Below are 23,325 nucleotides of genomic sequence, written 5' to 3' on the forward strand. Positions count from 1 at the left end.
GCGCTTCGGACGGAATTCCCTTCGTCGACGAAGGAAGGCCTTGGTGAGCCGCGTCGTGGGCCGTCCACGGCCGGATCCATGGGAAACGCACGGTCCGTCGCCCCGTCGCCCCGTCGCCCCGTCGCCCCGTGGATCCGGTGATCCGGTGACCCGACGCCTCCGGGTCGGCGGATCACCGGGAACGATCCGGACCCACCGTCGGCAGCCAGCCCATCTCCTCGGCGATCCGGATCGCGTCGACCCGGCCGCGGCCCCCGGTCTTGGCCACCGCGGCGGCCAGGTGGTTGCGCGCGGTGCCCGTCGAGACGAACAGCCGGGCGGCGATCTCGCTGACGGAGTCCCCCCGCGCCGCGAGCCGCAGGACCTCCGACTCCCGGGGCGTCAGCGGGTTCTCCCGGGTGTCCAGGGCGGCCAGCGCCAGCTCCGGGTCGACGACGCGCTCACCGGCGGCCACCTTGCGGATCGCCGCGGCCAGCTCCCGGGCCGGGGCGTCCTTCCCGAGGAACCCGAGCGCACGGGCGGAGAGCGCGGCGCGCAGGTGGGCGGGTCGCACCAGTCCGGTGAGGACCAGCGTCCGGCAGCCGGGGAGCTTCTCGTACAGTTCGGCGGCCGCCCGCAGCCCGTCCAGTCCGGGCAGGTCGATGTCGAGCACCGCGACGTCCGGGCGCACCTCCAGGGCGGTCGGCACCACCTGGTCCCCGCGCTCCACGTCGGCGACGACCTCCAGGTCCTCCTCGTACGCGAGGAGGGCCATCAGCGCGCCGCGCACCATGCTCATGTCCTCTGCCAGCAGGACCCTGATCATCCGCACACTCCCCCTGTCAGGTGACGGCCACGGGCGGAGTTCATTAGACAACAGGCCTTGCCAGGGCGGGTTTCCGTGCTTGATCGGCCCCGAGCGGTCCTCCGGTCGGCGTAGCCTTCGTGCATGGCAGAGAGCAAGGTCCGGAAGGCCGCGGCGAAGAAGCCGGTGGCGAGGACGGCGGCGGTGAAGACGGCGGCGGTGAAGCCGAGGAAGCCGGAATCGCACCTGGCGATGGTGCGGCGGGCCCGGCGGATCAACCGCGAGCTGGCGGAGCTGTACCCGTACGCGCACCCGGAGCTGGACTTCGAGAACCCCTTCCAACTGCTGGTGGCCACCGTGCTGTCGGCGCAGACCACCGACCTCCGGGTGAACCAGACCACCCCGGCGCTGTTCGCGAAGTACCCGACGCCGGAGGACATGGCGGCGGCGAACCCGGAGGAGCTGGAGGAGGTCATCCGCCCGACCGGATTCTTCCGGAACAAGGCGAAGTCGCTCATCGGCCTGTCGATAGCGCTGCGCGACGAGTTCGGCGGCGAGGTCCCCGGTCGGCTGGCCGACCTGGTGACCCTGCCCGGCGTCGGCCGCAAGACCGCCAACGTCGTCCTCGGCAACGCCTTCGGGGTCCCCGGCATCACCGTGGACACCCACTTCGGGCGGCTGGCCCGCCGGTTCGCCTGGACCACCGAGGACGACCCGGTGAAGGTCGAGGCGGCCGTCGCCGAGATCTTCCCGAAGTCGGAGTGGACGATGCTCTCGCACCGGGTGGTCTTCCACGGCCGCCGTATCTGCCACTCCCAGAAGCCCGCCTGCGGCGCCTGCCCGATCGCGCCGCTCTGCCCCTCGTACGGCGAGGGGGAGACCGACCCGGAGAAGGCACGCAAGCTGTTGAAGTACGAGATGGGCGGCCAGCCCGGGCAGCGGCTGCGGCCGCCGGCCGACTTCCCCGGGGAGGCGGCCGCCCGTGCGGACGCCGCCGTCCACCACGGACAGGTCGCGGACCTGGCGGTGGACGCGTGAGCGGGCGGTGCGGGCACCCCGGGCCGGAGGCCGGGGGAGTCGCGCGGGGCATCGAGCTGGACGGGCTGCCGGCCTGGCTGGAGCCGGTCCGGGAGGCGGCCGAGCGGGTGATGCCGGAGCAGCTGAGCCGGTTCCTGCCGCCGGCCGAGGGCGGCCGTCCGGCGGCCGTGCTGATGCTGTTCGGCGAGGGGCCGCAGGGCCCGGACCTGCTGCTGATCGAGCGGGCCCGCTCGCTGCGCTCGCACGCCGGGCAGCCGTCCTTCCCGGGCGGCGCGCTGGATCCGGAGGACGGCGACCCGAACGGCCCGGGCCCGATCGCGGCGGCGCTGCGCGAGGCCTGGGAGGAGACCGGCCTGGACCCGGCCGGGGTGCAGGTGTTCGCCGAGCTGCCCCGGCTGTACATCCCGGTGAGCAGCTTCGTGGTGACCCCGGTGCTCGGCTGGTGGCGCGAGGAGTCGCCGGTGCGCCCGGTGGACGCGGCGGAGACCGGCGCGGTGTTCCGGGTCACCGTCGCGGAGCTGGCGGACCCGGAGAACCGGGTGCGGCTGCGCCATCCGTCCGGGCACGTCGGGCCCGCCTTCGCGGTCGCCGGGCGGCTGGTCTGGGGCTTCACCGCCGGGGTGATCGACCGGGTGCTGCACCACAGCGGCCTGGAGCTGCCCTGGGACCCGTCCAAGGTCGTCGACCTGTCGGACGAGGCGCTGGCCCTGGTCCAGGGCGACCTCGAACACTCCCGGGTGCTGCCGGGCGGCGACGCCGACGCTTCGTGACGGGCCGCCGGCGCGTCCGGCGCGCGGGCCGTGGGAGGGTGTCCGAGTGAACGTCCTGGATGTGCTGCTGATCGCCGCGGCCGTGGCATTCGCCGTGTCGGGCTACCGGCAGGGCTTCGTGGTCGGCGTGCTCTCACTGGTCGGCTTCCTCGGCGGTGGCCTGCTCGCCGTCGAGCTGCTGCCGCTGCTGCTGCTCGACCACATCGGCCCCGGCACGACGGCCTCGGTGGTGGCCGTGGTGGTGGTGATCGTCCTCGCCGCGATCGGCCAGGCGGTCACCGCGCACTTCGGCTGGAAGCTGCGCGGGCACATCGGGCGCCGTCCGGCCCGGGTGCTGGACGCGAGCGGCGGCGCGGTGGTGAACGTCGTCTCGATGCTGCTGGTGGCCTGGCTGATCGGTTCGGCGCTGGCCGGGGCGTCGCTCCCGACGGTCTCCAAGCAGGTCCGGTCCTCGGCGGTCCTCGGCGGGGTGCAGAACGCGCTGCCCGACGACGCGCCGAACTGGTTCTCGGACTTCTCCAAGGTGCTCGCCCGCAACGGCTTCCCGCAGGTCTTCAACCCCTTCGAGCACGAGCCGATCACCCAGGTCGACAGCCCCGACCCCGCGCTGGCCGGCAGCCCGGCGGTGGCGCGGGCCCGGCAGAGCCTGGTCAAGGTGGTCGGCACGGCGACCTCCTGCGGCAAGACCCTGGAGGGCAGCGGCTTCGTCTTCGCCCCGCACCGGGTGATGACCAACGCCCACGTGGTCGGCGGGGTCAACGAGCCGACCGTGCAGATCGGCGGCGTCGGCCAGCTGTACGACGCGACGGTGGTCCGCTACGACTGGCAGCGCGACATCGCCGTCCTGGACGTGCCCAAGCTGAACGCGCCCCCGCTGGCCTTCGCGGGCGAGGCCAGGACCAACGACAGCGCGATCGTGGCCGGCTTCCCGGAGAACGGCGCCTTCAACGTCCAGCCGGCCCGCATCCGCGGCCGGATCCAGGCCAACGGCCCGGACATCTACCACCGCGGCCAGGTGGTCCGCGACGTCTACTCGGTGCGTTCGCTGGTCCGGCAGGGCAACAGCGGCGGACCGCTGCTCACCCCGGACGGCGAGGTGTACGGCGTGGTCTTCGCCAAGTCCCTGGACAGCGCGGACACCGGCTACGTGCTGACCGCGGCCGAGGTGCGCGAGGACGCCGTGCAGGGCGGCGCCGCGACCGCCCGGGTGGACACCCAGGGCTGCGCGCTCTGACCGGGGGGCCGGAGCCCGGGGAGTCGCGCCGGGCCGGAGCGGCCGATATCCGTCGCTCCGTCAGACGGCACTGGTAGCCTCGGCCGCGCTCACCCGTTCGGCTCAACCGGGCGCCGTCCCGGGGTGGGCCCGACAGGAGGTCGTGGCAGTCCGATGATGGGTCACTCGCACGCGGTGAGCGGGGCGATGCTGTACGCGGCCTCGGCCCCCTTCCTGCCCCCGCTGCTGCTGCACACCACCCTGCAGCCCGCGGACATACTGATGGGCACGGTGCTGTGCGCGGGCGCGGCCCTGCTGCCGGACCTCGACCACCACGACGGCTCGATCGCCAACTTCCTCGGTCCGGTCTCCAAGATGCTCTGCCGGTTCGTGGCCTGGATCTCCGGCGGCCACCGGCACGCCACCCACTCGCTGCTGTTCGTCGCGCTGATGGGCGCCGGCACCTGGGCCGGGGTCACCTACCTGGGCCGCTACTTCACCCTCGGGCTGACCTTCTTCCTGCTGGCGCTCGCGATCCGGGCGCTGCGGCTCTGCCCGCCGGGCGACGGCCCGGAGGCGTGGATCACCGTCATCGGCCTGGCCGCGCTCGGCACCTTCGGGATGAACACCTGGATGCCCAACTCGCCCGGCTGGCTGCCGTACGCGGTGGCCCTGGGCACGCTGGCGCACCTGCTCGGCGACTGCCTGACCAAGAAGGGCGCGCCGCTGCTCTGGCCGCACAAGGAGCGCTACGAGGTCGTGCTGATCAAGCGCAGCGGGAACAGCGTCGAGACCAAGGTGCTGGTGCCGATCATGTCGGTGGCGACCTTCGTCCTGCTCTGGTTCACCGCGCTGTCGCCGACGATCGTGAACTGAGGCGACGGTGTCTGTGACGACGGTGAACTGAACGGGCCCGCCGGGCGCTTCCGGCGCCCGGCGCACCGGCCGATGGTGGACGCGGCGCGAGGCCTCAGGTCTCGCGCCGCAGTCGTGCGCCCACCCAGCGGGCGCGCCGGCCGAGGATGCGGGGGATGCCGAGCTGCCGCCGCTCCGTGCGCTGACGGCCGTCGGGGCCGTCGAAACCGAGGTCGTCCGCCCGGTCGGGCCGGTGGGCGGAGCGCTGGGGGCTGTTGTGACGTCGGCCGCGCGGGGCGCCGCCGCTTTCGGGCATCCAACTCATACCGGAAGGGATGCCCCTGGGCCGGTGGAGGTAACCGCCCGGGCCTCGCCGAAATTGGCCTATGCGGTTGTCATATGAGCGTAAAGATAGGGGAGTTGGGGCCGAGAGCCCGCCCCGTGGACCGCACGTACGGCCGCGTCCCCGCCCGGTGCGACCGTGCCCCCGGTTCCGTACGGCCGTGCCCCCGTTCCGTACGGCCGTGCCCCCGTTCCGTACGGCCGTGCCCCCGGTTCGTGCGGCCGCACCGGGCGGGACCGTGCCGGGTCACTCCTTGTGGCGGCCGATCCAGTCCAGCAGCTCGGCGGTGAACTCCTCCGGCGCCTCCTCGTGCGGGAAGTGCCCGACCCCCGGCAGCAGCCGCCAGCGGTACGGCGCCGCGACGTACTCGCCGCCGCCGAGCGCGGTGTGCGACAGCAGCACCGGGTCCGCGGCGCCCTGGACGTGCAGGGTCGGCGCGGTGATCGGCTTCTTCATCCGCCGGGCGAACTGGATGCCGTCCGGCCGGGCCATCGAGCGCAGCAGCCAGCGGTACGGCTCGATCGAGCAGTGGGCGGTGCTGGGGATCTGGATCGCCTGCCGGTACGCGTGCAGCGCGGCCTCGTCCAGGCCGTTCGGACCGGTCCAGGAGGTCAGGTAGCGGCCGACCAGCTCGGCGTCGTCGGCCACCAGGCGGCGTTCCGGTATCCACGGCCGCTGGAAGCCCAGCACGTGGTCGAAGGCGGCGAACTGCCGGCGGTCGGTCAGCAGCGCGCGGCGCAGGTCCCGCGGGTGTGCGGCGGAGACCACGGTGAGGCTCTGGATGACGGACGGCCGCATCACCGCCGCCACCCAGGCCAGGGTGCCGCCGGAGGCGTGCCCGACCAGGTGCGCCCGGCGCTCGCCGAGCGAGCGGATCACCCCGGTGATGTCCAGGGCGAGGTTGCCCGGGTCGTACCCCCGCGGGGTGCGGTCGCTGCCGCCTATGCCGCGCAGGTCGAGCGCCACCGCCCGGTAGCCGGCCTCGGCGAGCGCGGTCAGCTGGTGGCGCCAGGCCCACCAGTACTCGGGCCAGCCGTGCACCAGCAGCACCAGCGGGCCGGAGCCCAGCTCGGCGATGTGGAAGCGGGCGCCGTTGGCCGCGAGGTCGCGGTGCGTCCACGGGCCGGGCTGCCGGACGTTCCAGGCCTCGCCGCTCTCCGCCGAGGTCCCGGCGGAGAGCGGACTGTTGTCCTCGGGGCCGGTGTCCTCGGAGGCGGCGCCGGGGCCGCCGGGGCCTTCGGGGCCTTCGGGAGTGAGCCCGGCGCCGGAGTCAGGACCGGAGTCGGGGCCGGAGTCGGCGGACGGCTGCGCGGGCACGGGCGTCTGGTCAAGCGGCATACCGAGAGCGTGTCACATCCGCGCGTCGGACACGTGCCCGGCACTCGTTGTCGGCCGGTCCGGCGCCCGTCGACGCGGCGCCGTCCGCCCCTTGCTGTTGCCCTGCTGCTGCCCTGGCGTCGTCCTGCCGCAGCCCCGGCGGCGCCTGGTCGGTGACGGGACGCCGGTTATGGGGCGCCGGTTACCGGGTGCCGGTTGTGGGACGCCGGTTTACGGGATGCGGCCGAAGGCCCGGTCGATCTCCTCCTGGGTGGCCGGGCGCGGCCGGGCGTTCTTCAGCACGTCGGCGGTCTTCTGGGCGCCCTCGATGGTGCGCACCGGCTTCTCGATCTTCTTGAACGAGCGCCAGGCCAGCATCCCGAGCAGCACCGCGAGCAGCAGGTAGGCGCCCGCCACGATCAGGAAGGACCAGCCCAGCGACAGGCCCAGCGCGTGGATGCCGAAGGCCGCCGCGGCGCTCAGCATCGGGATGGAGAACAGCGCCACCACGCCGGCGACGATCAGCGAGACGCCGCCCGAGACGCCGCGCTTGACGTCCGCCCGGATCTCGGACTTGGCGAGCGCGATCTCGTCGTGGACCAGCGCGGACAGGTCGGCGGTGGCCGCCGCGAACAGCTGCCCCACCGAACGCTCGCCCTCGTAGGGCGCCCGGCCGTTGCTGGACGGGTCTGCGGCTCCTGCGGGCATCAGCGGTTCTCCTCTGCGGCTGTACGGCGTGACGCCGCCGCGGGTGTGCGGTTCCGGGGGCCGGTGGGGGGTCCGGAGGCGTCTGTGGGTTGTCGACAGCTCAGAATCATGCCCCTACCGGTCAGTCGGACACCACTCCGGGGCCCCGCCGGAGGGACGTGTCCCGGCGGCCGGGGCGCTCCGGAGGCCTCCCGGAGGGGTTTGCGGGGCGCTTTTCCGGAGGGGTTCTCCAGGGGGCTCCCAGGTGCCTCAGCCGGGCTGGCCGGGCCGGTCCCGGGGGCCGGGGGAGGGGTCCTGCCCCTCGTCGGTCGTCGGGCGGGCCGCCTCGCCGACCCGTGCCCGCCAGGCCGGGTCGTCCTCCTGGTAGACGTCCGGGACACCGTCCCCGTCCAGGTCCCGGTCCTCCTCCTCGCACAGCTCGCGGTAGTGCCGGTTGCGCAGCTTCAGCAGGACCGTGGCGACCGCCGCGGCGAGCACCGAGCCGACCAGCACGGCGGTCTTGGCCCGGGCGGCGAGCGCCGGGTCGTCCGGGAAGGCCAGTTCGCTGATCAGCAGCGAGACGGTGAAACCTATGCCCGCGAGCACCGAGACCGCGACCATGTCGGCCCACTTGAGCCGCGGGTTCAGCTCGGCCCTGGTGAACCGGGCGGTCAGCCAGGCGCCGCCCAGCACGCCCACGGACTTGCCGACCAGCAGGCCGATCACGATGCCGAGCGGTGCGGCCTGGGTGAACACCTCGCGCAGCTTCGGGCCGGAGACGGCCACGCCGGCCGAGAACAGGGCGAACACCGGGACGGCCAGGCCGGCCGAGAACGGGCGGACCAGGTGCTCGATGTGCTCGCCGGGGGAGTGCTGCTCGTCGCCCTCCCGGTGGCAGCGGAGCATCAGGCCCATCGCGACGCCCGCCACCGTGGCGTGGATGCCGCTCTCGTGCATCAGCGCCCAGTTCACGACGGCCAGCGGCACGAAGAGGTACCAGCCGTGGACACCGCGCCGGTGCAGGAACCAGAACAGCACCAGCCCGGCGAAGGCGAGGCCGAGCGCCCAGAACTTGATGCCGTGGCTGTAGAAGATCGCGATGATCAGGATCGCGATCAGGTCGTCGACGACCGCCAGGGTGAGCAGGAAGGCGCGCAGCGCGGACGGCAGGTGGCTGCCGACCACGGCCAGCACGCCGAGCGCGAAGGCGATGTCGGTGGCGGTCGGGATCGCCCAGCCGCCGGGGTGCCCGCCGGGGCCGGAGTTCACCAGGGCGAAGAGGATCGCGGGCAGCGCCACCCCGCAGACGGCGGCGACCACGGGCAGCAGCGCGGCACTGGGTGTGCGCAGCTCACCCGCGACGAACTCGCGCTTGAGCTCGATCCCGGCGACGAAGAAGAAGATCGTCAGCAGGCCGTCCTTGGCCCAGGTGGCCAGGGAGAGGTCGAGGTGGAGCGGGGCGGAGGGGCCGACGGTGTAGTCGAGCACGCTCTGGTAGGCCTGCGGCCAGACGTTGGCCCAGATCAGCGCGATGACGGCGGCGCCCAGCAGCAGCATGCCGCCGACCGTCTCGGTGCGCAGGGCGTCGGTGATGAAGGTGCGCTCGGGCAGTGACAGCCGGCCGAGGAACTGCCGGCGGCGGTTCGTCGGCTCATGGACGGGCGGCTGGTCGGTCACGGGGACCTCCTGGGGCTGGGAGCGGCAACGGATGCACGGGTGGTGCAGTTGCCGACCAGACTTCCCGGCGCGCCCTGTGACGCCCGCGACTCCCGTCAGGGATCTTGATGCGTCCTTAATAGTCTAGCGGGACGTTTGGGTGACATCCGGATTGTCCTATCCAAGGACTTAAGCCCTACGGGCCGGTTCTGCACTCCGGAGGAGCAGCGACCCGGCACCCGAACGGCCGCTCTGTACCCGAACGGGTGCGGAAGCGGCGGTTGACGGAACGACCGGCGAGACGACCGGCGAGACGGCTGTCGTACGGCTGTCGTACGGCTGACGAAGCGGATGGCGAAACGGCTGTGCCCCGGACGGTGATCACCGTCCGGGGCACAGCCGTTGTCTCAGTGGGTCAGCCGTCGCGGACCCGGAGGGTCAGCGGCCGCCGGCCCGGTGGGCTCAGCCCTTGCCGTTGTCCGAGGACGGCAGCTGGGCCTGGATCTGGCTCATCACCGTGCTGTCCGCCAGGGTGGTGGTGTCACCGACCTCGCGGCCCTCGGCGATGTCGCGCAGCAGGCGGCGCATGATCTTGCCGGAGCGGGTCTTCGGCAGCTCGCCGACCACCTTGATCTGCTTCGGCTTGGCGATCGGGCCGAGCGTGCGGCCGACGTGGGCCCGCAGCTCCTCGACCAGCTCGGGGCTCTCGGTGGCACCGCCGCGCAGGATCACGAAGGCGACGATGGCCTGGCCGGTGGTGGCGTCGGTCGCGCCGACCACGGCGGACTCGGCCACGGACGGGTGGCCGACCAGGGCCGACTCGACCTCGGTGGTCGAGATGTTGTGGCCCGAGACGAGCATGACGTCGTCCACCCGGCCGAGCAGCCAGATGTCCCCGTCCTCGTCCTTCTTGGCGCCGTCACCGGCGAAGTAGCGGCCCTCGAAGCGCGACCAGTAGGTGTCGATGTAGCGCTGGTCGTCGCCCCAGATGGTGCGCAGCATGGACGGCCACGGCTCGGTGAGCACCAGGTAGCCACCGGAGCCGTTCGGCACCTCGGCGGCGTTGTCGTCCACCACGGTGGCCGCGATGCCCGGCAGGGCGCGCTGGGCCGAGCCCGGCTTGGTCTCGGTGACGCCCGGCAGCGGGCTGATCATGATGGCGCCCGTCTCGGTCTGCCACCAGGTGTCCACGATCGGACACGTGCCGCCGCCGATGTGCTCCCGGTACCAGATCCAGGCCTCGGGGTTGATCGGCTCGCCGACGCTGCCCAGCACCCGCAGCGAGGACAGGTCGAACTTCGCGGGGATGTCGTCGCCCCACTTCATGAAGGTGCGGATCGCGGTCGGCGCGGTGTAGAGGATGGTCACGCCGTACTTCTGGACGATCTCCCAGAACCGGCCCTGGTGCGGGGTGTCCGGGGTGCCCTCGTAGATGACCTGGGTGGCGCCGTTGGAGAGCGGCCCGTAGACGATGTACGAGTGGCCGGTGACCCAGCCGATGTCGGCGGTGCACCAGTAGACGTCGGTCTCCGGCTTGAGGTCGAAGACCGCGTGGTGGGTGTAGCTGGCCTGGGTGAGGTAGCCGCCCGAGGTGTGCAGGATGCCCTTGGGCTTACCGGTGGTGCCCGAGGTGTAGAGGATGAACAGCGGGTGCTCGGCGTCGTGCGCCTCGGGGGTGTGCTCGGTGGACTGGCGCGCGGTGATCTCGTGCCACCAGACGTCGCGGCCCTCGGTCCACGGGATGTCCTGCCCGGTGCGGCGGACCACCAGGACGTGCTCGACGCCGTCGGCCTTGGTGAGCGCCTCGTCGATGGCCGGCTTGAGGGCGGAGGGCTTGCCGCGCCGGTAGCCGCCGTCGGCGGTGATGACGAGCTTGGCCTCGGCGTCCTGGATGCGGGAGGCGACGGCGTCGGAGGAGAAGCCGCCGAAGACCACCGAGTGGGTGGCGCCGATCCGGGCGCAGGCGAGCATCGCGACGACCGCCTCGGCGATCATCGGCAGGTAGACGGCGACCCGGTCGCCCTTGCGGACGCCGAGCTCCAGCAGCGCGTTCGCGGCCTGCGAGACCTCGTCCTTGAGCTGGGCGTACGTGATCGAACGGCCGTCGCCGGGCTCGCCCTCGAAGTGGATGGCGACCCGGTCGCCCAGGCCGTTCTCCACGTGGCGGTCGACGCAGTTGTACGCGACATTGAGCTTGCCGTCGGCGAACCACTTGGCGAAGGGAGGGTTGGACCAGTCGAGGGTCTCGGTCGGCTCGACGGCCCAGGTGAGGCGACGGGCCTGCTCGGCCCAGAAGCCCAGACGGTCCTCGGAGGCCTGCGCGTACGCGGCCACGGTGACGTTGGCGGCGGCGGCGAGCTCTGCCGGAGGGGCGAAGCGCCGCTCCTCCTTGAGCAGGTTGGCCAGGCTCTCGTTGCTCAACGCGCACTCCTCATCGAGTCATGATCGGGGGCGATCCCGTGCGTGGGGATTGTCCCGTGTGTCCCAGCGCACAGCTCACCAGGCGAACGGGGCAGTTGACAAGAGGCTCCTGTGAATTGGTGTAGACCTTTGACCGACGGCCGGGCGGCGGCCGACCGGCGACCGGCCGGCCTCGCGTCCGGTCCGCCGCGGAGGACCGGACGGCCGTTCGGGGGTGGGTGGGCCCGTGCCCCGGCCCGCCCGGCGGGGACACGGACCCGGCTCTCAGGCGGCCAGCCGGGGGCCCTCCTCGCCGCCCTCGACCGGAACCCGATCATCCTCCCTCACCCGTTCGGCCGATGCTGTGTTCGGCCGGACATCGGGGCCGGTTCCGATGGGGGCCTCGGTGTGGTGTTCGATTCCGTTCGCGTCCTTCCCGGTGCGGGCCTCGACCGGGCTGAACGTCCCGGCTGCCCGGTCGAGGACGTAGGCCTGGGCCGTCGCGAGGTCGAAGTACATCCCGACCAGCCGCAGGGTGCCCTCCTCGACCCGGCGCTCCACCGCCGGGTTGGCCAGCAACTGGTCCAGCTGCTGGACCACGTTGGTGATGCAGAGCTGCTCCACGACGTCCACCGCGGGCCGGGCGGCGAACTCCGCCGGGACCCGTCGGAGCCGGTCCAGCGAGCCGCGGCCGTTGCGCAGCCAGCGGGCCAGCGGGGTGGGCGGCCCGGGGCGCTCGTGCACGCCGTCCAGCAGGGCCTGCATCGCTCCGCAGCCGGAGTGGCCGCAGACCGTGATCGAGCGCACCTCCAGCACCTCGACCGCGTACTGCACCGCAGCGGCCACCGAGTCGTCCGCCGCGCCGGGTTCGTGCGGGGCCGGCACCAGGTTGCCCACGTTCCGCACGGTGAACAGGTCCCCCGGACCGCTGTTGGTGATCATGCTGGTGACCATCCGGGAGTCCGCGCAGGTCAGGAAGAGCTGGGAGGGTGTCTGCCCCTCGCGCGCCAGCCGGGCGAGTTCCGGCCGGACCAGCGGGGCGGTGTGCAGCTGGAACACCCGGACGCCGTCCAGCAGTCGGCCGTGCGGGTCCTCCTGCTGCTCGATGCAGTGGTGGCCGACCCAGGGCGTCCAGGCCCGGCAGCGGTGCGGGCCCGGTGAACTGCCCGCACGCACGGTGCCGTCCGGGTCGAGCACCTCGTCGTCCTGGCGGCGCGTCACCATCGAGACCAGGCCGCCCGCCTCCTGGTGCCCGGCCCGCCAGGTGTGCAGCGTCTCGTACGCGGCGTGGTCCAGGAAGGAGCCGTCGTGGACCACGGTGACCTCGGCCCCGGCCGGGATGCCGGCCAGTGCCCGACCGAGCCGGGGCACGGTGGTGAAGGTGAGCGGGCCGTGCGTCCGGACGGTGACCGCGCCCCCGGGGCCGGTCTCCACGTCCACATGGGCGCGGGTCAGCCGGTAGAGGGCGAGCAGGACGGCGGTGCCGGTGCCGATCGCGACGCCCCACAGCACGCCGGCGGCCACCACGCCGAGCACGGTGATCAGGTAGACCGGGAACTCGCGGTGCCGGTGCACCTTGCGGATGTGCGCGAAGCTCACCATCTGCAGCCCGACCACCAGCACCAGCGCGGCGAGCGCGGCCAGGGGGATCCGGCGCAGTCCGCCGGTCAGCGCCAGCGCGGCGGCCAGCACCCAGACGCCGTGCAGCACCGAGGCCCACCTGGTCTGGCCACCGGCCCGCACGTTGGCGGTGCTGCGCACCGCGCCCCCGGCGACCGGCAGCCCGCCGACCAGTCCGCTCACCAGGTTGGCGAGGCCCTGCCCACGCAGTTCGCGGTCGAGGTCGCCGGTGCGGCGGGACATCCGGTCGGTCGCGACGGCGGACAGCAGCGACTCCACGCTGGCCACGGCGGTGACGGTGAGGACGGCGGCGAGCAGCCCGAGGACCGGGCCGTGCGGCAGCGCGGGCAGGAGCGCCTGCGGCCGCCAGGCGGGCAGCTCGATGTGGGCGAGCCGCAGGTCCAGGGCGAACACGAGGGCGGTGGCCAGTGCGACCCCGGCCAGCGGGCCGGGGACCCTGGCCAGCCGGGCGCCGAACTCGCCCGCTCGGCCGGGCAGTCGGCCGAGCCGGGGCCAGCCGACCAGGACGGCCACGGTCACCGCGCCGGCCAGCAGTGCGGGTGGGTGCGGGCCGGCCAACTGGCCGGGAAGGGCCAGGATGTCGGCGATCGCGGAGCTCTGCGGCGAGCCGCCGAGGACGACGTGCAACTGCGCGATGGCGATGGTGATCCCGACCCCCGCCAGCATGCCGTGCACGATCGCGGGCGAGACGGCGAGCGCGGTCCGGGCCACCCGGCGTGCGCCGAGCAGGAGTTGGAGCAGGCCGGCGGCGACGGTGATGGCGCAGGTGGCCCGCCAGCCGTACTGGGCGATCAGTCCGGCGGTGATCACCGTCAGCGCCGCCGAGGGGCCACTGACCTGGAGCGGTGTGCCGCCGAACAGCCCGACCACGATGCCGCCCACGGCCGCGGCGGCCAGGCCGGCGGTGAGCGGGGCGCCGGTGGCGAGCGCGATGCCGAGGGAGAACGGCACGGCGATCAGAAAGACCACGAGGGACGCGGAGAGGTCCTGGGCCCACCGGATGCGGGGGCCCGCGCCCGGCGGCGCGTGGTCGGTGGTGTCGGAGGCGATGGGGGCACTGGAGATGTCGAGGGTCATTGTCTTCCCGTCTGTCCGGGGGAGCGAACGCAGTCAGGTCCGGCGGTGAATCCGGGGTGGGGCTCCGGGGCGGATCGGCTGTCGTGGGCGCGACGGTGTGGCGGGATGGCGTGGGCGCGGCGGGGGAGTGCGGGTGTCACCGGCCGGCGTTGACCATCAGGCCCGCCAGGGCTTCGGGCGAGGTGCGGGACGTCTCACCGGGGGCCACCGGGCGAACCATCAAGACTCGGTAAACCGAGGGTAATGAAAGCTTTGCACAGCGTGGTTCCGGGAGGGAAGCGGAAAACCCCCTGATTCACCCCAATGGGTGGTGGCCTAACGGTCGGGAATCTGCTGGTCGCAGCGGTCGTGGCTCCCGTCCGCCGGGGTCGGCTCCGGGGCCGGGCGCGGCGAACGGGCCGCGACCTCCCGGAGCGGGGGAGGTCGCGGCCCGTTCGGCGGCGGTGGTGGGGGTCAGGCGCGGGCGCCCGCCGGGGCGGTGCGCGTGTCGCCGTCCGCGAACCCGCCCAGGACGAAGTCCTCGTCCACCTGGGTCGCGAGGTCGATGCCGACCTTGGAGTTGGCCCAACTCTCCGCGTTGCGGCGGTGGAAGAGCACCGCCTGCTCGGTGTAGCGGCGCGCGTCCCGCCGCCCGTACGCCGCGTCGGCCTCGATCCGCAGCTCCTCCAGCACGGCCCGGTCGGCCGTCTCCAGGGACTTCAGCGGCGGTTCGGCGCCCTGCTCCAGGCGGCGCACCCAGTCCGACTGCCGGAAGGTGGTGAGCAGGTCGTCGCCGACCTCGCGGCGCAGGAAGGCCAGGTCGTCCGGCCCCTGCACCTTGTTGCCGACCACCCGCAGCCGCACGCCGAAGTCGCGGGCGTAGTCCTTGTACTGGCGGTAGACGGAGACGCCCTTGCGGGTCGGTTCGGCGACCAGGAAGGTCAGGTCGAAGCGGGTGAACAGGCCGGAGGCGAAGGAGTCCGAGCCCGCGGTCATGTCGGTCACCAGGTACTCGCCCGGGCCGTCCAGCAGGTGGTTGAGCAGCAGCTCCACCGCGCCGACCTTGGAGTGGTAGCAGGCCACCCCGAGGTCCTCCTCGGTGAACGCGCCGGTCGCCAGCAGCCGGACCGAGCCCTCGTCCAGCGCGATCGGGCGGGCGCAGGCGGCGTAGACCGGGTTCTCTTCGACGATCCGCAGCAGTCGCGAACCGCGGCCGGGCGGCGTGGTTTTGATCATCTCGTCAGAGGAGCGGATGAGCGGGTTGCTGCCGCGCAGGTACTCCTTGATCTCCGGCAGGTGCCCGCCCAGTGAGGGCAGGGCGGCGGCCTGATCGTCCGTCAGGCCCAGTGCGGGGCCCAGGTGCTGGTTGATGTCGGCGTCCACGGCGACGACCGGCCGGCCCAGGGCTGCCAGGTGGCGGATGAACAGCGCGGACAGCGTGGTCTTCCCGCTGCCGCCCTTGCCGACGAAGGCGATCTTCATCTGGGGACTCCGGCTCTCGCTCAGGGCCCTCGCTGCGGGCCGTCCGCCCAGGGGCCGCGCGACGCCGCCCCTAGTTGGAAATCGTTATCGTCTCCGATAGCGGCCATGCTAGCCGGGGTTTGGGCGTCGCCGGGGGCGGGAAGTGAGGATTGCCTCTAACGGGTGATGCGGGGTTGCTGTTCCGGGAGGGGCGGCCCGTTCATTACTCTCGGGTAGGTGAGCACTGGAACTGATCCCCTCGCCCCGCTGGCCCAGCTCCCCGGGGTGCCCGACGCGGTCGCCGAGGTGCGCAAGGCCGTCGACCGGCTCTACGGCCACCGGGTGATGCGCCGCCGCGCGGCCGAGGTCACCTCCGAGTCCGCGCTGCGCGGCGCCCGCGCGTCGGCGGCCCTGGCCGGGGCCGACTGGCCGCTGGAGGAGGTCCGCCGCCGCAGCGACTTCGGCGCGGACCCCGAGGCCCGGACGGTCGGCGCGGCCCTGCGGATCGCCGCCGAGGCCGGCCAGCTGCTCAGCATCTGGCGGCACTCGCCGCTCCAGGTGCTGGCCCGGCTGCACCTGCTCGCGGTCGGCGACGGCGATCCGGCCGCCGGTCGCCCGCGGCGGGCCGGGGAGGGCGCGGAGGCGCTGTTCCCGCAGGAGCTGGAGCCGGTGGAGAGCGTCGAGGTCGAGGCCGTCGACGGGCCGCCGCCCGTGCTGCCGCCCGCTCCGGGTGCGGAGGAGGTCGCGGCCCGGCTCGACCAGCTCTCCCGGCTGCTGGTGGCGCGTGCGGAGGGCCAGGGCGTGGGCACGCCGGCCCTCGTCGTGGCCTCGGTGGTGCACGGCGAACTGCTCGCGCTGCGGCCGTTCGGCGCCCACAACGGCGTGATCGCGCGGGCCGCCCAGCGGATCGTGCTGATCGCCGAGGGGCTCGACCCGAAGTCGATCTGCCCGGCCGAGGTCGGCCTGGCCGAGCTGGGCACCGCCGCCCACCGCCGAGCCCTGGCCGGCTACCTGGCGGGAACCCCCGAGGGGATGGCGGCCTGGATCGCGTACAGCGGTCGGGCGCTGCGGCTCGGGGTGCGGGAGAGCACGGCGGTCTGCGAGGCGATGCAGCGCGGGATGGTCTGAGCGCCCCGCTCGGGACGGCGCGCGCGCCCCGGGAGGGGGCGCGCGGAGACGAGGATGCGGCGGCACCTGCTCCTGCCGGGTGCCGCCGCTGGTGCAGATACCGGGTGACCATGCATGCACCGGAAGTGCCGATCAGACGGGGATCCTGCCCGTTCGTCTGGTCCGGCGGCCCGACAGCGGGTCGGCTGCATGTGGGTGCCCGGATATCTGTACGTGCGGTCCGTGGGGCCTGAACTGCGTTGTCGGTTTGACCTCTTAAGGTCCTGACCGGGTCTCGCGGGCCGTGCTTCATTTGTATCGCGTTTCGGGGGAAAGGGGAACCCGAAAAGAGAAGTCTGTCCCGATTGACCGTTTTGTCCAAGGGCTGCCGGGCCGCCCGCCTCAGGCGAGGGGGCGCCTCCGGCGGGCCAGGTACCAGATCACCCCGGCGGTCACCACGGCCGTCCCGACCGCCACCGCGGTCAGCACCGAGCCGCTCGGGGCCGAGAACTCGGGCAGTCGGCGCCGCAGTTCCACCGGCTTGTCGAAGACCAGCACCGGCCACTCCCGGGCCTGCGCCTCCTTCCGCAGCGCGCGGTCCGGGTTGACCGCCGACGGATGGCCGACCGCCTCCAGCAGCGGCAGGTCGGTGGAGGAGTCGCTGTAGGCGAAGGAGGCGGCCAGGTCGTAGCCCTCGGTCGCGGCCAACTCCCGAATGGCCGCGGCCTTGTTCTCGGCGTAGGCGTAGTACTCGATCTCGCCGGTGTAGCAGCCGTCCTCGACCTGGAGCCGGGTGGCGATCACGTGGTCCGCGCCGAGCAGCCGGCCGATCGGCTCGACCACCTCGGAGCCGGAGCTGCTGACGATCACCACGTCCCGGCCGGCCGCGTGGTGCTGCTCGATCAGCGAGGCCGCCTCGTCGTAGATGATCGGGTCGATCAGGTTGTGCAGGGTCTCGGCGACGATCTCGCGGACCTGCTGGACGTTCCAGCCCCGGGTGAGCGCGGAGAGGTACTGGCGCATCTTCTCCATCTGGTCGTGGTCCGCGCCGCCGACCAGGAAGACGAACTGGGCGTACGCGCTGCGCAGTACGGCCCGACGGTTGATCAGTCCGCCCTGGTAGAAGGGGCGGCTGAAGGCCAGTGCGCTCGACTTGGCGATGATGGTCTTGTCGAGGTCGAAGAAGGCCGCGGTGCGCAGCCCGCCGGGTCGGGGGCGAACGGGCGGGCGGAGCTCTTCGGGCCCGGTGGCGTCGCCCTGGGACTCGTCGGCGTAGTCGTCGGCGTTCTCGGTGGTGTCCACGGGAACCGAGGATAGAGGGAGCCGCAAAAGACCCCGCCATTCGGCGTACTCGCGGGCGTGCGGGTTTGTGTTTCTGGCCGCTCGGGTACACCATGGAAGTCACGGATCGTTCGCGACCGTGCTAACCCGGTCCGGCTCCTCCCCCCCGAGCCGGGCTGTGGATAGACGACCCCCGCTCTCCCCCCCGGCGGGGGTCGTCGCACGTCCGGGGCCATTTTCAGGGCTTGAACGCCCCTCGCCGCGGGTGCGCCGCCGTCGTGTCGACGGCTTACAGGGGGTGTCGCCACTCCGGCCCGTCGATCGACTTTCGTCACTCTGTGTTGCCATTTGCTCATGCCCGTCGAGGATCGAACGGCTGGTTCCGATCGGTGGTGCGAGCCCGTTCGGAAGCCGTTCGGAAGCGGTGTCCGGAAGGCGGCGGGTGGAGGTCGGGAGAACGGCTGAACGGGCCGGGGCGGGTCGCCGGTTCATCTCGGTGACCCCCTTTCGTCAATTCTTCGCCGAATAGCCCCCCGCCCGGGTGAACGTTTTCCTCCACAGCACACGAGTTATCCACAGGCAATCGGAACCCGGATGACGAAATCCGGATCTCCCCCCACCGTGATGACCGGCGGCGGTCGCCGGGCAGGGCCTCACCCCCTTCCTCCCTCAGAGGCCTGTCGGGCGGCCGTCCGCCGGAACCGTCCGACGTGCGCCGTCGGCCACCCCGGTGGTCGGCGGCGCGGAGGGGAGCAACCATGTCGACGCCGATCGCCGACCACATCACCGCCGAGGGCCCCGCGGTCGCCGGGCCGCTCGTCGTCACCGAGGACGAGGGCCTGGCCGAGCACCTGCTGCGGATCTGCGCGGCGGCGGGCACCGAGCCGAGGCTGGTCCGGGGCGCGCCGCCGACGCGGGACCTCTGGGAAGGGGCCTCGCTGGTCCTGGTCGGGGACGACCAGGCCGTCCGCTGCTCCGGGCTGGGGCGGCGCGGCGGAGTGCTGCTGCTCGGGCTGGACCTGGACGACCCCGGGGTGTGGGTCAGAGCCGTCCAACTCGGGGCCGAGCACGTGCTGTTCCTGCCCGACGCCGAGGCCTGGCTGCTTGACCGGATCGCCGACGCGGCCGAGGGCGTCGGCTGCCCGGCGGTCACTGTCGCGGTGCTCGGCGGGTCCGGCGGCGCCGGGGCCTCGACCCTGGCCTGCGCGCTGGCGGTCACGGCCGCGCGGGCGGGCCGGCGGACGATGCTCCTGGACGGCGATCCGCTGGGCGGGGGCCTCGACATCCTGCTCGGCGGCGAGCGGGTCAGCGGGCTGCGCTGGCCCGATCTGGCCGGCTCCCGCGGGCGGGTCAGCGGGGCCGAGCTGGCCCGGGCGCTGCCCGCGCTCAAACGGCTCTCCGCGCTGTCCTGCCTGTCCTGGGATCGCGGCGACACCCTGACGGTGCCGCCGGAGGCCATGCGCAGCGTGCTGGCCGCCTCCAGACGGCGCGGCGGGCTGGTGGTGGTCGACGTGCCCCGGCACCTCGACGCGGCCGCCGGGCAGGCGCTGGAGCAGTCCGACCTGGCGCTCCTGGTGGTGTCGGCCGAGCTGCGCGCGGTGGCCGCCGCCGACCGGGTCGCGGCGGCGGCCCGGATGCGGCTCGGGGACGTCCGGGCCGTGGTGCGGCCGGTGCGGGCCGGCGGGCTCCCGGCCCGGCAGATCGTCCGCGGGCTGCGGTTGCCGCTGGCGGGGGAGCTGGAGCCGGAGCCGGGCCTGGCCCAGGACGTCGTGAAGGGCGTCCCGCCCGGAAGCAGGGAGGGCGGCCCGCTCGCGCGCTTCTGCGCGAGCTTCCTGACCGAGGTGCTGCCGCCGGTGCCGGTGGCCGGAGGAGGTGTGTACTGATGGTCCGTCTGCGCAGAACGGTCCTTCGGAGCGGATCGCCCGGTCCGGGCGGCGGTGCGCGGGAGCACCGGCCGCTGCGGAGCGTGCCGCCGCCCGGCGGGCCGCCGGAGCCCGGGCACGGGCCCTGTCCGTACGGTCGTACGGCCCGCGAGCAGCGGGCGGCGGCTCTGGTGGACGCGGTCCGGCTGCGGCTGGCCGAGTCGGGGGCCGCCCCGACGGCAGGCTCGGTCGCGGCCGCGCTGCGGGCCACGCGCCCGCCGCTCGGCGGGGACGAGGTCCTGGACACCGTGCGCTCGCTGCGCGCCGAACTGGTGGGTGCGGGCCCGCTGGACCGGCTGCTGGCGGCGCCCGACGTCACGGACGTCCTGGTGAACGGTCCGGACGAGGTGTGGGTCGACCGTGGCGGCGGCCTGCAGCGAACCACCGGAGTCCGTTTCGCCGACGCCGAGGCGGTGCGGCGGCTGGCCCACCGGCTGGCCACGGCGGCTGGCCGGCGGCTGGACGACGCCCGCCCGTGGGTGGACGCCCGGCTGCCGGACGGGACCCGGCTGCACGCCGTACTGCCGCCGATCGCGGCCAGCTGCACGCACATCTCGCTGCGGGTCTGCCGCCCCCGGCCCTTCACGCTCGACGAGCTGGTGGCGGGCGGGTCGCTGCCACCGGAGGGTGCGGAGCTGCTCGCGGGCATCGTGCGGGCCCGGCTGTCGCTGCTCGTGTCCGGCGGGACGGGCTCGGGGAAGACCACGCTCCTGTCGGCCCTGCTCGGTCTGGTCGGGCCGGACGAGCGGATCGTGCTCGCCGAGGACTCCGCCGAGCTGCAACCGGCCCACCCGCACGTGGTCCGGTTGCAGAGCCGGCCTCCCAACCAGGAGGGGCTGGGCGAGTTCACCCTGCGGGACCTCGTCCGCCAGGCGCTGCGGATGCGTCCGGACCGGCTGGTGATCGGCGAGGTCCGCGGGCCCGAGGTGTCGGACCTGCTGGCCGCGCTGAACACGGGGCACGAAGGCGGCTGCGGCACGGTCCACGCCAACACGGCGGCGGACGTGCCGGTCCGGCTGGAGGCCCTGGGCGCGCTCGCGGGCCTCGACCGGACGGCGCTGCACGGCCAACTGCGGGCCGCGCTCGACGTGGTGGTGCACCTGATCCGCGATCCGGGCTCGGGGCGGCGCCGGGTGGCGGAGATCCACACGCTGGCCGGGGCCGGTGACGGGTCGGCCGTGACCACACCCGCGGTGGCCTTCCCGGCGTCCGGTGGCCTGAGTCCCGGTGCGGGGTGGGAGCGGCTGGTCGGACTGCTGGCGGCGCGCGGGGTGTCGCTCGGGCGGGGGCGCCCGTGATCGCCGTGACGGTGGCCGGGCCGGTGGGCGCGGACGTGCGGGTGGTGGAAGTCGCCTTCGCCCTGTTGGTGGGCGGGTGCGCCGTGGGAGCTCTGGTGCTGCTCGGCGGCGCGGGCCGGAAAGACCGAGGTCAACGGAGGTGGGTGAAGTGATGCAGAGTCAGCTCGCGTTCTGCTGGGTGCTGGCGTTGTTCCTGGTGGCCGTCGCCGCGTGGCGTGCGGTGCAGGGGCAGTTGCCGGGCGGGCAGCGCTCCAGGCTGGTGCTGGCGGGCAGCGGGCCTCCGGTGCGGGGGCCCGGCCCGGCGATCGCGGTGCGGTCCTGGGCCGGGGGGCTGCTGCCGGGCTTCCTGGTGCCCGAACTGCTGCTCCTTCCGCTGGGGTTGGCCGCTGGGCAGGCCACCGCCTCACCGGTGCCGGTACTCGCGGCCGCGCTGGCCGTCCTGCCGCTGCGCAGGTGGCGGCTGCGGCGACGCCTGGCGGTGGAGGCCCGGCACCGGGCCGCGGCCGTGGTGGAGCTCTGCGCGGGCCTGGCAGGGGAGTTGCGCGGTGGTGCGACGCCGGAGCAGGCGCTGCACCTGGTCACCGCACGGATCGCCGCCGACCCGGAGGGGCTTCGCAGGCTCGGTGAGGAGCCGGTGGCCCGACTGGCGGCGGGCCGTTACGGCGGGGACGTACCCGCCGCGCTGCACCTGCTGGCCGAACTTCCGGGCGGCAGTGGGGCCGCGGCCGTCGCGGCCTGCTGGCGGGTGGCCGAGGGCAGCGGATCGGGGTCGGCCGATGCGCTGGACCGGGTCGCGGAGGCGCTGCGCGGCGAGCGGGCGCTCGCGGAGGAGATCGCCGGGGAACTGGCAGGACCGCGCGCGACGATCGCCGTCCTGGCCGCGCTGCCGGGCGTCGGGCTGCTCCTCGGTGCGGCGCTCGGGGCGCACCCGCTGGAGGTCCTGCTGCACACCCCGGCCGGGCTGGGCTGCCTCGTGGCGGGGGCGGTTCTGGAGGGGCTGGGCGTGCTCTGGACGGCACGCATCGTCCGGGCGGCGGCCCACGGCGCGCTGGAGGCGCCGGCTGGGCCGGGTGGGCGGTGTGCGGCCTCAGGTCGTGCGGGGCCCGCTCTTCGACCGGGCGAGCGGAACCGCGGGCTGTCGCGGGTGCGTGCACGGGCGCTCGGGGTGGAAGCGGGGGCGAGGTGATGCGGGGCATCGAGTGGGCGGCTTTCGCCCTCACGGCAGGCGTGGTTGCTGCGGGGTGGGCGTCGGTGCGCGGCCGGGTGAGACGCCGACGGGTACTCGTCCGGGCCCGGGGTGGAGAGGGGATCGGAAGGCGAACCAGGGCTGCTGCCTTGGTGGTTGAGCGTCGCCGACGGTTGGTGATGGCGGGCGTCGCCGGGATCACGGCGGCGGTGCTGCTCGGTGGCGGCCGCGGGCTGGCCGTCGGGGTGCTGCTCGCGGTGGGCGTCCATCGCTGGTCGGCCCGGGTGTGCTCGCCGGCCGATCGCAGGGCGGCCCGCGAGGAGGAGCTGCTGACCAGGCAACTCCCACTGTGCGCCGAGCTGTTGGCGGCCTGCCTCGGCTCGGCGGCGCTCCCCTCGGAGGCCGTGTCGGCGGTGGGTCGAAGTGTGGGGGCGCCGCTGGGGCCCCGGCTGGCGGCGATCGGGGCCGAACTGGCCCTGGGCGCACCGCCGGAGCTGTGCTGGCACCGCCTGGGCGAGCAGTACCCGTCGCTGGCGCCGCTGGCGCGCTGTCTGGAGCGCAGCAGCCTCGGCGGCGTCCCCGCCGCCGGCCCGCTGATCGGGCTGGCGCAGGGGCAGCGCACGGCGGCCGCCCGTGCGGCCCACACCCGGGTCCGCCGGGCCGCGGTGCTCGCCACCGCGCCGCTGGGGCTCTGCTTCCTCCCGGCCTTCGTCCTGATCGGCGTGGTGCCGGTGGTCGTAGGCCTCACCAGCCGCTTCGCCGAGGCGATGTGAATGATCGTCGGCCGCACGAGCGGCCGTCGTACGTCGAGTGACAGGAGAGTTTTCATGACCGCAGTGATCGCGATTCGGCCCGGTGCCGGGCGTCCGCTCCGCCCGTTGGCCGAGGAGTGGCAGCGGAGGAGCCACCGGTCGGCCCGTCGGGTGCGTTGGGCAGCCCGCCGGGTCCGCCGGGTGGCTCGACTCCGAGGCCGCTCGGACGCCGGGATGACCACGGCCGAGTACGCCGTCGGGACGCTGGGCGCGTGCGCCCTCGCGGCCGGGCTGTACAAGGTGGTGACCAGCGACGCCATCACCGGTGCGCTGACCGACATGCTGGTACGGGCGCTCCATGCGACCTGAGGCCGGCTGCCGAACTCCCGCCGGTGGGCCGCCTTCGGCCGGTGGACCCCTGGGGGCGGGCGCACCCCGTGGGGCTGCCTCCGGTCGTCGGTGGCCCCCGGCCGGGCGGTCGGGAGGAGGTTCTGTCTCCGTCTCGCGAGGCACGCACCCCGGCGTCGCTCCGCCCGTGCTCCGGGCGGGCGGCAGGGG

The 23,325-nt window shown here is 74.0% G+C and carries 19 protein-coding genes; 10 read left to right on the plus strand and 9 right to left on the minus strand.

Annotation, left to right across the window (positions count from 1 at the left end):
* Positions 1 to 172 precede the first annotated feature (172 nt).
* Positions 173 to 805 carry a response regulator transcription factor gene (locus ACWDD9_RS09230; RefSeq protein ID WP_380778627.1) on the minus strand — a complete coding sequence of 211 codons (633 nt, stop codon included), beginning with the start codon at positions 803 to 805 and terminating at the stop codon, positions 173 to 175.
* A gap of 123 nt (positions 806 to 928) precedes the next feature.
* Here ACWDD9_RS09230 and nth point away from each other — a divergent pair, with 123 nt between their 5' ends.
* From nth to ACWDD9_RS09250, 4 genes are all read left to right on the plus strand, one after another.
* Entirely contained in the window at positions 929 to 1,822 is an 894-nt protein-coding gene (gene nth / locus ACWDD9_RS09235; protein WP_375876585.1) for an endonuclease III, read from the plus strand.
* On the plus strand, positions 1,819 to 2,592 hold the full coding sequence (locus ACWDD9_RS09240; RefSeq protein ID WP_049652149.1) for an NUDIX hydrolase: 774 nt from the start codon (positions 1,819 to 1,821) through the stop codon (positions 2,590 to 2,592). Before nth ends, ACWDD9_RS09240 begins: the two co-directional genes overlap by 4 nt.
* Positions 2,593 to 2,638: 46 nt before the next feature.
* On the plus strand, positions 2,639 to 3,826 hold the full coding sequence (locus tag ACWDD9_RS09245; RefSeq protein ID WP_049652148.1) for a MarP family serine protease: 1,188 nt from the start codon (positions 2,639 to 2,641) through the stop codon (positions 3,824 to 3,826).
* 153 nt (positions 3,827 to 3,979) lie between these two features.
* The gene (locus tag ACWDD9_RS09250; RefSeq protein ID WP_049652147.1) at positions 3,980 to 4,681 is read left to right on the plus strand and encodes a metal-dependent hydrolase; all 702 of its coding nucleotides are present in this window, start codon (positions 3,980 to 3,982) and stop codon (positions 4,679 to 4,681) included.
* Between the two features lie 94 nt (positions 4,682 to 4,775).
* On the opposite strand, the gene ACWDD9_RS09255 is transcribed toward ACWDD9_RS09250, so the two are convergent.
* From ACWDD9_RS09255 to ACWDD9_RS09285, 7 genes are all read right to left on the minus strand, one after another.
* Complete coding sequence (locus tag ACWDD9_RS09255; RefSeq protein WP_049652146.1) at positions 4,776 to 4,976, minus strand: hypothetical protein; 201 nt, start codon at positions 4,974 to 4,976, stop codon at positions 4,776 to 4,778.
* A gap of 273 nt (positions 4,977 to 5,249) precedes the next feature.
* Positions 5,250 to 6,341: an alpha/beta fold hydrolase gene (locus ACWDD9_RS09260; RefSeq protein ID WP_049652145.1), complete on the minus strand. Its 1,092-nt coding sequence runs from the start codon at positions 6,339 to 6,341 to the stop codon at positions 5,250 to 5,252.
* A 210-nt stretch (positions 6,342 to 6,551) separates the two neighbouring features.
* Positions 6,552 to 7,028 carry a phage holin family protein gene (locus ACWDD9_RS09265; protein WP_049652144.1) on the minus strand — a complete coding sequence of 159 codons (477 nt, stop codon included), beginning with the start codon at positions 7,026 to 7,028 and terminating at the stop codon, positions 6,552 to 6,554.
* Between the two features lie 249 nt (positions 7,029 to 7,277).
* Entirely contained in the window at positions 7,278 to 8,684 is a 1,407-nt protein-coding gene (nhaA, locus tag ACWDD9_RS09270) for a Na+/H+ antiporter NhaA (RefSeq protein ID WP_380738339.1), read from the minus strand.
* Between the two features lie 441 nt (positions 8,685 to 9,125).
* Positions 9,126 to 11,084: an acetate--CoA ligase gene (gene acs / locus ACWDD9_RS09275; protein ID WP_449811207.1), complete on the minus strand. Its 1,959-nt coding sequence runs from the start codon at positions 11,082 to 11,084 to the stop codon at positions 9,126 to 9,128.
* Positions 11,085 to 11,348: 264 nt separating this feature from the next.
* Positions 11,349 to 13,781, minus strand: a complete 2,433-nt coding sequence (locus tag ACWDD9_RS09280; protein ID WP_449811208.1) for a SulP family inorganic anion transporter — start codon at positions 13,779 to 13,781, stop codon at positions 11,349 to 11,351.
* A gap of 453 nt (positions 13,782 to 14,234) precedes the next feature.
* Complete coding sequence (locus ACWDD9_RS09285) at positions 14,235 to 15,242, minus strand: ATP-binding protein (protein ID WP_049652142.1); 1,008 nt, start codon at positions 15,240 to 15,242, stop codon at positions 14,235 to 14,237.
* 216 nt (positions 15,243 to 15,458) lie between these two features.
* On the opposite strand from ACWDD9_RS09285, the gene ACWDD9_RS09290 reads away from it, so the two are divergent.
* Positions 15,459 to 16,349 carry a Fic family protein gene (locus ACWDD9_RS09290; protein WP_117488513.1) on the plus strand — a complete coding sequence of 297 codons (891 nt, stop codon included), beginning with the start codon at positions 15,459 to 15,461 and terminating at the stop codon, positions 16,347 to 16,349.
* A 381-nt stretch (positions 16,350 to 16,730) separates the two neighbouring features.
* Here ACWDD9_RS09290 and ACWDD9_RS09295 read toward each other — a convergent pair whose 3' ends face one another.
* Positions 16,731 to 17,528, minus strand: coding sequence for an HAD family hydrolase (locus ACWDD9_RS09295; protein WP_049660070.1), 798 nt, complete (start codon positions 17,526 to 17,528; stop codon positions 16,731 to 16,733).
* 839 nt (positions 17,529 to 18,367) lie between these two features.
* On the opposite strand from ACWDD9_RS09295, the gene ssd reads away from it, so the two are divergent.
* The 5 genes from ssd to ACWDD9_RS09320 all read left to right on the plus strand — a co-directional run bounded on the left by ssd (position 18,368) and on the right by ACWDD9_RS09320 (position 23,136).
* Complete coding sequence (ssd, locus tag ACWDD9_RS09300) at positions 18,368 to 19,492, plus strand: septum site-determining protein Ssd (protein ID WP_074001780.1); 1,125 nt, start codon at positions 18,368 to 18,370, stop codon at positions 19,490 to 19,492.
* Positions 19,492 to 20,829 (plus strand): TadA family conjugal transfer-associated ATPase, encoded by a 1,338-nt coding sequence (locus ACWDD9_RS09305; protein ID WP_449811209.1) that lies wholly within the window; start codon positions 19,492 to 19,494, stop codon positions 20,827 to 20,829. Before ssd ends, ACWDD9_RS09305 begins: the two co-directional genes overlap by 1 nt.
* A gap of 151 nt (positions 20,830 to 20,980) precedes the next feature.
* On the plus strand, positions 20,981 to 22,015 hold the full coding sequence (locus ACWDD9_RS09310) for a type II secretion system F family protein (protein WP_449811367.1): 1,035 nt from the start codon (positions 20,981 to 20,983) through the stop codon (positions 22,013 to 22,015).
* A 152-nt stretch (positions 22,016 to 22,167) separates the two neighbouring features.
* Complete coding sequence (locus ACWDD9_RS09315; protein WP_449811210.1) at positions 22,168 to 22,788, plus strand: type II secretion system F family protein; 621 nt, start codon at positions 22,168 to 22,170, stop codon at positions 22,786 to 22,788.
* A gap of 54 nt (positions 22,789 to 22,842) precedes the next feature.
* Positions 22,843 to 23,136 (plus strand): DUF4244 domain-containing protein, encoded by a 294-nt coding sequence (locus ACWDD9_RS09320; protein ID WP_079271963.1) that lies wholly within the window; start codon positions 22,843 to 22,845, stop codon positions 23,134 to 23,136.
* Positions 23,137 to 23,325: the final 189 nt, after the last annotated feature.

The sequence above is a fragment of the Kitasatospora sp. NPDC001119 genome, from assembly GCF_053598475.1.

Coding starts and splice junctions, on each gene's coding strand:
- ACWDD9_RS09230 (WP_380778627.1), bottom strand. CDS start 805: ATGATCAGGGTCCTGCTGGCAGAGGACATGAGCATGGTGCGCGGCGCG.
- nth (WP_375876585.1), top strand. CDS start 929: ATGGCAGAGAGCAAGGTCCGGAAGGCCGCGGCGAAGAAGCCGGTGGCG.
- ACWDD9_RS09250 (WP_049652147.1), top strand. CDS start 3,980: ATGATGGGTCACTCGCACGCGGTGAGCGGGGCGATGCTGTACGCGGCC.
- ACWDD9_RS09255 (WP_049652146.1), bottom strand. CDS start 4,976: ATGCCCGAAAGCGGCGGCGCCCCGCGCGGCCGACGTCACAACAGCCCC.
- ACWDD9_RS09260 (WP_049652145.1), bottom strand. CDS start 6,341: ATGCCGCTTGACCAGACGCCCGTGCCCGCGCAGCCGTCCGCCGACTCC.
- ACWDD9_RS09265 (WP_049652144.1), bottom strand. CDS start 7,028: ATGCCCGCAGGAGCCGCAGACCCGTCCAGCAACGGCCGGGCGCCCTAC.
- ACWDD9_RS09280 (WP_449811208.1), bottom strand. CDS start 13,781: ATGACCCTCGACATCTCCAGTGCCCCCATCGCCTCCGACACCACCGAC.
- ACWDD9_RS09285 (WP_049652142.1), bottom strand. CDS start 15,242: ATGAAGATCGCCTTCGTCGGCAAGGGCGGCAGCGGGAAGACCACGCTG.
- ssd (WP_074001780.1), top strand. CDS start 18,368: ATGTCGACGCCGATCGCCGACCACATCACCGCCGAGGGCCCCGCGGTC.
- ACWDD9_RS09305 (WP_449811209.1), top strand. CDS start 19,492: ATGGTCCGTCTGCGCAGAACGGTCCTTCGGAGCGGATCGCCCGGTCCG.
- ACWDD9_RS09310 (WP_449811367.1), top strand. CDS start 20,981: ATGCAGAGTCAGCTCGCGTTCTGCTGGGTGCTGGCGTTGTTCCTGGTG.
- ACWDD9_RS09320 (WP_079271963.1), top strand. CDS start 22,843: ATGACCGCAGTGATCGCGATTCGGCCCGGTGCCGGGCGTCCGCTCCGC.